7 protein-coding genes and 2 pseudogenes are annotated in these 11,091 nt (G+C 67.1%); 6 read left to right on the top strand and 3 right to left on the bottom strand.

What is annotated here, in order from left to right:
• Window positions 1-88: 88 nt before the first annotated feature.
• Window positions 89-325 (top strand): annotated as a pseudogene (locus Q4G24_RS16660) (phage major capsid protein); the annotation flags it as partial.
• A gap of 344 nt (window positions 326-669) precedes the next feature.
• Here Q4G24_RS16660 and Q4G24_RS15010 read toward each other — a convergent pair.
• Window positions 670-1,980, bottom strand: coding sequence for a HipA domain-containing protein (locus Q4G24_RS15010; protein ID WP_303367350.1), 1,311 nt, complete (start codon window positions 1,978-1,980; stop codon window positions 670-672).
• Window positions 1,977-2,270, bottom strand: coding sequence for a helix-turn-helix domain-containing protein (locus Q4G24_RS15005; RefSeq protein ID WP_303367349.1), 294 nt, complete (start codon window positions 2,268-2,270; stop codon window positions 1,977-1,979). The genes Q4G24_RS15010 and Q4G24_RS15005 overlap by 4 nt, the downstream gene beginning before the upstream one ends.
• Before the next feature lie 348 nt (window positions 2,271-2,618).
• Here Q4G24_RS15005 and Q4G24_RS15000 point away from each other — a divergent pair.
• From Q4G24_RS15000 to Q4G24_RS14985, 4 genes and pseudogenes are all read left to right on the top strand, one after another.
• A pseudogene (locus Q4G24_RS15000) lies at window positions 2,619-2,804 on the top strand (integrase core domain-containing protein); the annotation flags it as partial.
• 196 nt (window positions 2,805-3,000) lie between these two features.
• Entirely contained in the window at window positions 3,001-4,632 is a 1,632-nt protein-coding gene (locus Q4G24_RS14995) for a (2,3-dihydroxybenzoyl)adenylate synthase (protein ID WP_303367348.1), read from the top strand.
• Window positions 4,629-4,871: a phosphopantetheine-binding protein gene (locus Q4G24_RS14990; protein ID WP_303367347.1), complete on the top strand. Its 243-nt coding sequence runs from the start codon at window positions 4,629-4,631 to the stop codon at window positions 4,869-4,871. Before Q4G24_RS14995 ends, Q4G24_RS14990 begins: the two co-directional genes overlap by 4 nt.
• Window positions 4,868-8,731 carry an amino acid adenylation domain-containing protein gene (locus tag Q4G24_RS14985; RefSeq protein WP_303367346.1) on the top strand — a complete coding sequence of 1,288 codons (3,864 nt, stop codon included), beginning with the start codon at window positions 4,868-4,870 and terminating at the stop codon, window positions 8,729-8,731. The genes Q4G24_RS14990 and Q4G24_RS14985 overlap by 4 nt, the downstream gene beginning before the upstream one ends.
• Here the strand turns inward: Q4G24_RS14985 and Q4G24_RS14980 are convergent.
• Window positions 8,728-9,555, bottom strand: coding sequence for an alpha/beta hydrolase (locus Q4G24_RS14980; RefSeq protein ID WP_303367345.1), 828 nt, complete (start codon window positions 9,553-9,555; stop codon window positions 8,728-8,730). The genes Q4G24_RS14985 and Q4G24_RS14980 overlap by 4 nt on opposite strands.
• Window positions 9,556-9,685: 130 nt before the next feature.
• On the opposite strand from Q4G24_RS14980, the gene Q4G24_RS14975 reads away from it, so the two are divergent.
• A complete protein-coding gene (locus Q4G24_RS14975) occupies window positions 9,686-11,089 on the top strand; it encodes a YncE family protein (protein ID WP_303367344.1) in 1,404 nt (467 codons plus the stop codon).
• The last annotated feature ends 2 nt before the right edge of the window (window positions 11,090-11,091 follow it).

Raw genomic sequence — 11,091 nt, 5'->3', positions numbered from 1 at the left:
AGCTTGAATCAGACAGAACCCGATTGGGGAAGCCTCAAACGTCAACAGGCCCTAGTGGAATAGGGCGTCGCGCGCTTCGCTTAGAAAATCGGTCGACATTCCCAAGCAAACCGGATCGTCGGAAGCGCAATGGCTGGCTGAGGATGCCGCCCTGACCAAAACGGATGCCAGCTTCGCAGAAGTGAACCTGTCGCCCAAAACGGTCGGCGCCCTGACATTCTACAGCCGCCTCACGCTCATCAACGGGGTTCCCGCCATCGAACAGCTTGTCCGCCGCGATCTGGCCACTGTGGTGGTCCGTGCCATCGACTGGCAGGCGATATTCGGCGACGGCAAGTTGTATCCATATTGCTGTGGTCGCGATGTTGCGTCACCGCAAGACCGCTGTCCGCCCGACGGGCCTGTGACGGTCCAAATTTCGCTGCGAAGCGCACGGATGGCCGGTATCTCTGGTTGCTACGGATACGGCGCAGCAGTGCCGCAAGTCCGCTTCCCGCCCGACCTGCGTGATGCACCGGCCGGAGATCGCGCAACTGCCGAATGTCGACGTCATCATATTTCTGCAATTGCCAAGCCGCACCGCCGCATGTCGGCTCACCGCCCTTCGGTGCAAGCCGTTTTGGACGCGCTGCTCAGTGCGTTGCTACCCGGTAAAACGTCTTTAACGACCTATCTTAGCCTCCCGGCGATGCGGAGCGCGTTAACCTCGATCAGTTCAGCGGCTTGCTCGACATATCCCGATGTGACCTCCGGCAGGCTGGCCACGGCCCCGGCAACCGTGACACGATTGGCGACCATGGCGTCCACCAATTCCTGCACCCTTTGGCGCAGATCGGCGGGGCGGTAGCCCATGTCCCCGGCGATGATGTCCCAGTGGCGTCCGGCCATGGCCTCGGGACGGCGGCGCTTCGCAGCAAGGTTCTGCGCGAAATACTGCGTCACATGCGGCCAGGGCAGCACTGTCGAGACATCGTAGAGCGGGGCAAGCCTCGGTTCGTTGCCGACGGGCAGCAGGATCGAGTAGTTCTTGGCATGGGCGTCGGTATTCGCGACGAGGATGTTGAAAATCACCTGGTCCAGCAGCGCCAGCGCGTCCATGGGTGGCAGCGCATGCCCGGTGGCCAGCAGCGTCCTCAGATCGGGGCCGGCTAGGGTGCCGCGTTCGTATTTCCGGCCGGGCGGGATGCCGTTCGCCTGGGCGAAGTCTTCCTGGTGAACCCGCTGAAGCTGACCCGCCCGGCCGACGCGCCGGTCATAGCGCAACGCACAAATGGCCGTGCGCTTCCCTGTCGTCAGGATCGTCGTCTGCGCAGCTGCGATCCCGATGGCCTGGGCCAGATGCAGGCAGAACACCTCGTTTTCGGTGATGCCGGGCAGGTTTGGATTGTCGGGCTTCACGATAACGGTGGAGGGCGCGCCATTGCGTGGCACGGCCAGCACGTCACCCGGTTGCGGCAGCCGCAAAACGGGCGTGCCGTCGGGCGAAAGCACTGCCAGCGCCGATTTCTTCTGCCCGCCGGCCAGCGATTGGCGGACCCCTTCCTCGCCGACGAGAAAGGGTCTGCGGCCGAGATCTTCGAAATGCCGCTCCAGCGCCGCCTGCGGATCGGCGGTATCGTAAAGTTCCGTCAGGCGTGTCCAAGCCCAGGCGTCAGGGTCCGTTGAGGAACCAAACGACAGGGCACCGGCGGTATCGCCGCCGATTTCAGCCAGAACGGCAAGCGTGTCGGCCCGGTCAAGCCCCAGGGATCTGGTCAGGATCTGAAGCTGTTCCTCCTCGGGCAGGAGGTTCGCGAGCCAAGGCGAAATGATCTCTGACGGATAGGGCGTGTCGGTAAGCGGCATGGTCAGGGACAGAGGGAAGGCTCCCCGGGTTGCAAGCCAGCGAGCAGCGTAGCGAAACGACAGGCTGCCATCATCGGCAACTGCCACGTCGCCGACATGGAGCTTGTCGAACGAGACCGGCACCGTGCCGTTCACCTGTAATCTCCGAGATCGTAGCCATCGTCTTTGGGTGAAGGAGGTTGCTTCACCCTTGCTTCGTCCGCTGGACTTTCCAGCAGATCGGCCAAGGGAAGCCGGAGGGCCGCAGCAATCTTGCCAAGCGTCGTCAGGCGCGGGTCGCGCTTTCCCGTCTCGATGAGCGAGAGGGCGGGGGCGCTGATGCCGGTCAACCGCGCCAGTTGATGCAGGTTCAGACCGCGCGCGAGGCGAGCCTGACGGAGCCGGTGTCCGGCCTTGGCGAGGATCTGGCTGTCTTGGCCTTCCATGATGTGGCGCCTTTACTGAATACGGTAAATATAAATGGCACCGCAGGCGCAGTCAACGATTTTACTGAAAAGGGTAAATACTCTCGCAATCATGCTGCTGATCGGCGGATTTTATTGAATGAGGTAAATCCTCGGCTTGCGGGCGACTTCTCTTCGAGACGGATTGCTTGCTGTGCCATTGCTGGAGGATCGAACGCAATAAGGGGCTATCTGATCGCCGCGCATTGCGTATCGGGAAAAGCTGATGGGGCGAGTCCAAGGAGGTATACCGGGCCGACCTCGGCAACTTAAGAAAGCTGTGGGCAGACCATATGTCTGGGCATGGCTATTGAGCTGCTGACGGCGGACATCCGCAGCGCCCCGTGCCATCCCCGGACCCAGGGCAGGATCAAGCGCCGGCACCAGACCCTGAAGAACCGGATCCTGCTGGAAAATTACGTCCTGCCCGGTGATCCCGAGGCCCGGATCCAAGCCTTCGTCGAGCACGACAACCATCAACGCTGCCATGAAAGCCTGAACAACGTGACGCCATCCTCGCCGCCATGCGCCGTGAGCGGCCGCCGCATGACGGCCGGGATCGAGGCCGCCCCCGCCGCCTATGCCGACGCGTTGGATCAGCATCTGTCGCGGCGCAGACAAGCCCCCGAAACGTCGCCTGCGGGATAAAGTTGACTGTTTCCATAGGGTGCGATAATGCCGCAGGCACATGAAGTCAGGGAAGGCCTTCACAGTGGCGCCAGACGATACGATCCCCCGTCAGGTCTGGCCTGCCGAGCTGGCCAGCCTCTACCGCGCAAGCGGCTACTGGCAGGGCGAGACGTTCGGCCAGCTGCTGACGCGGCTGGCAGGCGCACACCCGGACCGGCTGGCCGTCGTCGATCAAGATCACCGCTGGAGCTATGGCGAACTGCTGTCGCGTGCGCATGACGCGGCCGGCGGTTACCTGGGCCTCGGTCTTCAGCCGGGCGATCGGGTGATCGTGCAGCTTCCGAACATCGCGGGCTTCTTTCCCGCGGTCTTTGGGCTGTTCCTTGCCGGGCTGATCCCGGTCTACGCCCTGCCGGCCCACCGTCAGACCGAGGTGGCGCATCTGGCGCGGCGGTCCGGCGCGCGGGCCATCGTGGTGGCGGACCGCCACGACGGTTTCTCGCATCCGGGTCTGGCCGAGGCTGTCCGGGCCGAAGTTCCTGCCCTTCAGCGCATCATCGTTCTGGGCGAGGCGGGCGGACAGATCGCCTTTGACAGCTTCCGCGCGGGGCCGGCCCTGCCGCAGGTCGATCCCTCGGCCGTGGCGTTCCTGCAGATCTCGGGCGGCTCGACGGGGCTGCCCAAGCTGATCCCGCGGACGCACGACGATTATATCTACAGCTTCCGCGCCAGTGCCGAAATCTGCCGGCTGGACGGTGATAGCGTTTATCTGGCCGCGCTGCCGGTCGCGCACAACTTTCCGATGAGTTCGCCCGGCGTCTTCGGCGCGCTGGCAGCCGGTGCGCGCGTGGTGCTGAGCCAGAACCCCCATCCCGAGACCGCCTTCCGCCTGATCGCAGCCGAGGGGGTGACGATCACCGGCCTCGTTCCGCCGCTGGCGATGCTGTGGATGCAGGCGGCCGCCACGACGCCGCACGACCTGTCGTCGCTGAAGGTGCTGCAGGTCGGCGGCGCCAAGTTCGCGCCCGAGGCAGCCGCCCGCGTGCGCTCGGAGCTGGGCTGCACCCTGCAACAGGTTTTCGGGATGGCCGAGGGGCTGGTGAACTACACGCGCCTCGATGATCCCGAGGACATCATCATCGGCACGCAGGGCCGCCCGATCAGCCCCCATGACGAAGTTCTGGTGCTGGACGATGACGGCTGCCCCGTCGCGCCGGGCCAGCCCGGCCATCTGCTGACGCGCGGTCCCTACACGATCCGGGCCTATCACGACGATCCCGCCGCCAATGCCCGCAGCTTCACTGATGACGGCTTTTACCGCACCGGCGACATCGTGCGGCAGTTGCCCGGTGGCTATCTTGAGGTGAGGGGGCGGGCGGGCGATCACATCAACCGGGCCGGCGAGAAAGTCTCGGCCGAAGAGATCGAGGATCACCTGCTTGCCCATCCCCAGGTCTTCGACGCCGCGGTCGTGTCGATCCCCGACGAGGTGCTGGGCGAACGCAGTTGCGCCTTCGTCATCGCCGCTTCCGGCGACCGGCCACGCGTGCCGCAGCTGAAGGCCTTCATGCGCGCGCGCCAACTGGCCGAGTTCAAGGTCCCCGACCAGATCGTCTTCGTGGACAGCTTCGCGACAACCGCCGTCGGCAAGATCAGCCGCAACGCCCTGCGCGCCCATCTGCGCGCCGCCTATCTGAAGGAACTGACCGCATGACGCTGACGCTGGAGCGGATGCGCGCCGACGTGGCGCGGGCCGTGCATATGGACCCGGCCGAGATTGCCGACGACGATCACCTGCCGGACCTTGGTCTCGACTCGCTGCGACTGATGCGGCTGGTGCTGGAATGGGAAGAGGCGGGGCTGACGGCCGATTTCGGCGTCTTCGCCGAATACGCGACGCTTGGTGAGTGGTGGCAGCAGATCGCACCGCAAGAGGTGTCGGGACAACGATGAACGATCACGGCCGGATCGACGGCGTTGCGCCGCAACCTCTGACCGAGGCGCAAGAGGGGCTGTGGTATGCGCAGGCGCTGGACCCGGCCAGTCCGATCCTGAACACCGGCCAGTATCTGGACCTGACCGGTCCCATCGACCTTGACGCGCTGCGCCTTGCGCTGACCCGCACGCTGGCCGAGACCGAGGCGCTGCGCCTGCGCTTTGCCTCTGGCCCGGACGGGCCGGTGCAATGGCTGCACCCGGAGGCGGTGCTGCCGCAGGTCGTCGATCTGTCCGCCCGCCCCGATGCCGAGGCGCACGCTTTGGCCGAGATGCTGGCCGACAGCGACCGGCCCGTGGCGCTTGCGACCAAACCTGCGGCGCGGTTCACGCTGTTCATCCTTGGGGCGGACCGCTGCCTGATATACGAGCGCATCCACCATCTGGCGATAGACGGCTATGGCATGGTGCTGGTCACGAACCGGATCGCCGAGCATTATTCTTCGCTGGTGAACGGCACCCCATCGCCGCTGCCCTTCCCGCCGCTGTCCCGCGCGACCGAGGATGACGCGGCCTGGCGCGCCTCGGACCGGCGGAATGCGGATCGGGATTGGTGGCATGCGCGGCTGGCGGACCTGCCGCCCGCGATGGGTCCGGCGGGCGGACGGGCCGTCTCGGCGCATGGATTCTTGCGCGAAAGCCGCTGGCTGCCGCCGGCGTTGGCCCGTGATCTGGCGGCGCTGGCGGACCGGGCGCGTCTTGGCTGGCCCGACGTCCTGGCCGCGCTGACGGGGGCGTATCTGGCGCGCTGGACGGGCGGGCGGGCGGTGATCGGGTTGCCCTTCATGGCACGGATGGGCCGGCGCATTGCGCGACTTCCCTGCATGGCGATGAACGTGCTGCCGCAGCTGATTTCGCCCGACGAGGATGCGCCGCTTGCGGACTGGCTGGCCGCCACCTGCGCGGACATGGCGCAGGCCCGCCGGCACGGGCTTTATCGCAGCGAATACCTGAGACGGGAGCTTGGCCTGATCGGCGGCGATCGGCGGCTTTACGGGCCGCTGGTCAACGTCCAGCCCTTCGACCGACCGCCGGTTTTCGCGGGGCTGCGGACGGTGCTGCACATCCTGGGGGCGGGGGCGGTCGATGACCTGACGCTGACCTTCCGGGGCGATCCCGTGTCGGGCATCCTCTTCGAGGCTGACGCGAATCCCGACCTCTATTCCCCGCAGGATGTGGCGGGCCACGCGGAACGTCTCCCTGCGTTTCTGGCGAGCGCCCTTGCCGCGTCCCGTCTGTCCGAGGTTTCTACCGCCAGCCAGGCCGAGATCGCCGCCGTCGCGGCTTTGCACGACGCGGCGCGTCACCCTGTGCCAGACACGACCTTGACCGACCTGATCGCCGCGCAGGTCGCCGCTACGCCAGATAGCCCTGCCGTGACCTTCGGCGAGCGCACGCTCAGCTTTGCCCAGCTTGATGCGCGCAGCGCCGCGCTGGCCGGGCGGCTGGCGCAGATGGGGGCGGGACCGGGCCGCATCGTTGCAGTCGCGCTGGAGCGCGGGCTGGACCTGCCCGTCGCCTTGCTGGCGGTGATGCGGACAGGGGCCGCCTATCTGCCGCTGGACCCCGACCACCCGCCCGCACGGATCGCCCGCATCCTGCAACGGGCCAAGCCCGCAGTGGTGCTGACCTCGGCAGAGCTGTCGGGGCTATTTGCGCCCGGCACGCCGCTGCTGACCCCGCCCGACTGGCCGCAGCATGGCCCGATGGGGGGCAAGGCACCGACCCCGGACGACACCGCCTATGTCATCTTCACCTCTGGCTCGACCGGCGAGGCGAAAGGCGTCGTCGTCTCGCATCGCGCCATCGTCAACCGTCTGTGCTGGATGGCGGCAGAGTATGGCATCGGCCCCGCCGACCGCATCCTGCAGAAAACGCCGGCGACCTTCGACGTTTCGGTGTGGGAGCTGTTTCTGCCGATGATGACCGGCGCGCATCTGGTCATGGCCCAACCCGGCGCGCATCGCGACCCCGCCCGCATCGCGGCCGCGATCCGCAGGCACGACATCACGGTGCTGCATTTCGTCCCCTCGATGCTGTCGGCCTTTCTGGCCGCACCCGCTTCGGCCGGGTTGGCGCTGCGCTGCGTCTTCTGCTCGGGCGAAGAGCTGACGGCCGATCAGCGTGATCGCTTTCACGCCCGCATCGACGGCGCGCTGCACAACCTCTATGGCCCGACCGAGGCGGCGGTCGATGTCAGCTATTGGCCTGCCGCGGGCGATACTGCGGGGCCGGTTCCCATCGGCTGGCCGGTCTGGAACACCCGGCTGGAGATTCTTGACGACCGGATGCGCCCGGTCCCGCCGGGGCTTGCCGGCCACCTTCATCTGGGCGGCGTGCAGTTGGCGCAGGGCTATCTGGGCCAGCCCGAACTGACGGCCGAGCGGTTCATCCCCGACCCGGCCCATCCCGGCCAGCAGCTCTACGCGACCGGCGATCTGGCGCGGCGGCGGCACGACGGGGCGGTGGTCTTTCTTGGCCGCTCGGACCATCAGGTGAAGATCCGCGGCCTCAGGATCGAGCTGGGCGAGATCGAGGCCGCGATCACCGCGTCGGACCTGGCGCGCGAGGCGGTGGTGCTGGCGCGGAAAGGTCCTGCGGGGGACATGCACCTTGTCGCCTATCTGGTGCCGCAGCCGCATTGGCGGCCGGGTGATCTGGCGCGGCACCTGTCCACGCAGCTGCCCGCCTACATGGTCCCGCAGGCCGAGATCGCGCTGGACGCGATGCCGGTCACGTCGAACGGCAAGCTGGACCGCAGCGCCCTTCCAGCCCCGGTCTTTTCCGCCGAGGGACGGGCACCAATCACCCCGACCGAGCATCTTCTGGCCCGGCTCTATGCCGAGGTGCTGGCCCTGGCCGAGCCGCTGCCCGCCGAGGCGGACTTCTTCGCGCTTGGCGGAGACTCGCTGTCGGCCGTGCGCCTGCTGCTGGCGATCGGGGAACAGACCGGCCGCGATCCCGGCCTCGGCGCGGTCTTCGCGCATCCGGTCCTGTCGCAGCTGGCAGCCGTCCTGGATGCGGGCGCGGTGCATGACGACGGGCTTGGCCCGACGATCCTTCTGGCGGATGGCGAGCCGGATACCGCGCCGCTGTTTCTGATCCACCCGGCGGGGGGGCTTGCCTGGGGCTATCGCCACCTTGCGCGGCTGATCGCGCCCGCCCGGCGGGTCTGGGGGGTGCAGCATCCGGGGCTGGATCCATCACAGCCCATGCCCTCCGGCATCAGGGCGCTGGCGCAGGATTATGCCGCCCATATCGCGGCGCTGGTCCCTTCGGGTCCGGTCCATCTGGCCGGCTGGTCGGTTGGCGGCATCATTGCACAAGAGGTCGCGCTGGCGCTGGAGGCGCAGGGCCGCGTGCCGGGAATGGTCGCGGCGCTGGACAGCTATCCGGCCGATGCGTGGCGCGATCAGCCCGATCCCGACGCGGTCGCCGCCCTGCGTGCCCTGCTGGCGATCGCGGGCCATGATCCCGAGGCGCATCAGGACCTTGACACGCGCGACAAGGTCATGGGCTTCCTGCGCCGGGGCGACAGCGCGCTCGGCGCCTTGCCCGAGGATGTTCTGGACGGCGTCGTGCGGGTGGTGACGGACACGAACCGGCTGGTGCGCGGCCACAGCCACCGACGCATGGCAGGGCGGCTGACGCATATCCGCGCCGCGCTGGATCACGCCGGAACCAACCTGTCCGCCGCGATGTGGACCCCCTATGCCGAGGTCGAGATGGAGGAAGTGCCTTTCCTCCATGCCGACATGACCTCGCCCGCGGCCTCGGCGCTGATCGCGCCGATGCTGGCGCGGCGGATGCGGGACTAGGTCGCCGCGAAGGGCAGCGCCAGGGGCAAGGATGCGGGCAGTGTCTGGATGTGCTGCAGGCCGGGCAGCACATGGACCTGCGGATCAAGGCCGGGATGGGCGCGCAGGTCGGTCACGAAGCCGACCGTTGCGGCGGGCGGCCCGTCTGGCGGTGGCCCATCGCTGCCGGACCGCTTCTCGCGGTCGCCCATGGCGATCAGCAGCGGGGGCGGGGCTGTCATGGCGGGGGCCGCTGCGGCGACGCGGCGGATCAACGCCTCGTCCCACCAGATCGACGGGCTGATCGCCGCATATCGCGCAAACGCACTGGGCCGCACCAGCAGCGAATAAAGGGTGAACAGCCCGCCGAAGCTGTGTCCCCAAAGGCTGCGGCGGTTGGCGTCGATTGGCAACCCATCCTCGGCGGCGGCGCGCAGCGGGCCTGTCAGGCGGTCCAGAAACAGGCCGGCGCCGCCCGCCATGCGGTCAGGATGGACGTGATCCGGGCGCAGACCGTCGCCGGGGCCATCGGGCGCGGTGAAATCCAGCACACGCTGCGCACGCGCGAACTGCCGGTCGGTGTCATAGCCGATCCCGACGACCACCAGACCGGGCGCAAGCGCCAGATGCTCGGCCGTCAGGAAATCGAAAGCCGCGTTTCCGTCCAGAAGATACAGCACCGGCCATCCTGCCGCAGGCGCAGGGGTCACGGGCACGGCGACGAACAGCCGGTGCCCGATCAGGCTGAACTGGCGCAGCCTGTGGGTGTCACAGCCCTGCTGCATCAGCGCAAGCTCGGCTTTTTGCAGTGCGTGCTCGGGTCCAACGCGGCCTGTCTGGTTCATATCGGAGCTGTCCTTTCAGGCCGATGATGGTTGACAATCGCAGTCAGGAATATACTGGTGTGCATGATCCAAGCCAGCCCAGATCATTGGTCAAGCCTTTTCGAGATCGACATTCCTACCGGAGATCATCATGCTGCATTCCATAGACCGCCGCGTCTCATCGCTTCTGGGGGCATCTGCCATTGCGCTGGCACTGGTTGCCGGCCCCTCGTTCGCACAATCGGTGTTCACGGCCACATCGGACGGGTTCACCGGCCGTGTCAATGCATCCGCAGCCGAGCGGGGTGGCGTGATCACTCCGGGCGGCGATGCCGTTCTGGCGGGTTCGGGGCTGATCCCGGGGCAAGAGATCACGCTGATGCGCGGCACGACCGTCCTGAACCAGGACGGCCCCATTGTCGTCGGTGACGACGGAGAGATCAGCTTTGATCTGTCCATCGAGGATGAGGCCGCGACCGGCCTGCAACCGATCGTCGTAATCGCGGAAAACCCGGCGGCGGCCACCGTGGTCGAGATGAAGGTGTCGCCCGACCTGCCGATCGAGGGCGCCGACCGCTTCGACATCACCAGCCAGAAGGTGACGCGGGGTCTGTATCAGGTGGCGCTGGACGACGAGGGGGCGCTTTATGTCACCTCGGCCGTGGGGCGCCCGCCGGTCAGCCAGTCCCTGCTGGTCCGTGTGAACCCCGAAACGCTTGAGACCGAGGCCGAGGCAACCCCCGAAGCCGCCCCCGCCCGTCCCGATGGCAGCGACGGCGGCGTTTTCGCCGTCTATGGTCTGGATGTGGACCGCACCAAAGCGCGGGTCTGGGTCACCAACACCCGGCAGGACACGATGGCCGTCTATGACGCTGCCGATCTGTCGCTGGTCAAGCAGTTCGAGCCGGGCATCGTGCCCCATTCGCGCGACGTGGTGGTGGACGAGACCCGCGGCCGCGCCTATGTCAGCGCCGCCTTCACCGACCAGATCCACGTCTTCGACACCGAGACGCTGGAACAGCTTGAGCCGATCACCGTTCCCAGCCAGATCCGGCGCGAGTCGTTCTCGGTCATGAGCCTTGATCTGGACGAGGACAGCGGCACGCTGTTCACCGTCAGCATGACCACCCCAGAGGCCGCAGTCATCGACCTGGACAGCGGCGAGGCGCGGATCATGTCGATTCCGGGCGCCAAGTCGGCTTCGGGCGTGGCCTATGACGCGCAGGACGGTCTGCTGTTCGTGGCCTCGCAGGCGACCGACAACCTGCTGATCGTCGACGTGGAAAGCGGCGAGGTGCTGCACGATGTCGAGACGGGCGCCGGCGCGCTGAACGTCGCGTTCGAGCCGCAGAGCCGGCTGGCCTATGTCGCCAACCGCGGCTCGCACACCATCGCCGTCGTCGATACGGACGGGCAGATCGTCGCCAATATCGACGCCGGCACCTTCCCGAACCACCTGAAGGCCGACGGGCAGGGCAACGTCTTCGCCGTCAACAAGGCACTCGGCGAGGATGATGCCGAGGGCGACCAGATCTGGCGCATCCGTCAGAAGTAAGA

Origin of the sequence: Paracoccus sp. (in: a-proteobacteria), assembly GCF_030538695.1 — a bacterium.
GTDB lineage: Bacteria > Pseudomonadota > Alphaproteobacteria > Rhodobacterales > Rhodobacteraceae > Paracoccus.
Note: the sequence above shows the minus strand (reverse complement) of the source record. Positions and strands in the feature narration are given on the sequence as shown.

Excerpts from the sequence above, each read along its gene's own strand:
- Q4G24_RS14975 (WP_303367344.1), top strand. The coding sequence starts at position 9,686 with ATGCTGCATTCCATAGACCGCCGCGTCTCATCGCTTCTGGGGGCATCT.
- Q4G24_RS15005 (WP_303367349.1), bottom strand. The coding sequence starts at position 2,270 with ATGGAAGGCCAAGACAGCCAGATCCTCGCCAAGGCCGGACACCGGCTC.
- Q4G24_RS14985 (WP_303367346.1), top strand. The coding sequence starts at position 4,868 with ATGAACGATCACGGCCGGATCGACGGCGTTGCGCCGCAACCTCTGACC.
- Q4G24_RS14980 (WP_303367345.1), bottom strand. The coding sequence starts at position 9,555 with ATGAACCAGACAGGCCGCGTTGGACCCGAGCACGCACTGCAAAAAGCC.
- Q4G24_RS14990 (WP_303367347.1), top strand. The coding sequence starts at position 4,629 with ATGACGCTGACGCTGGAGCGGATGCGCGCCGACGTGGCGCGGGCCGTG.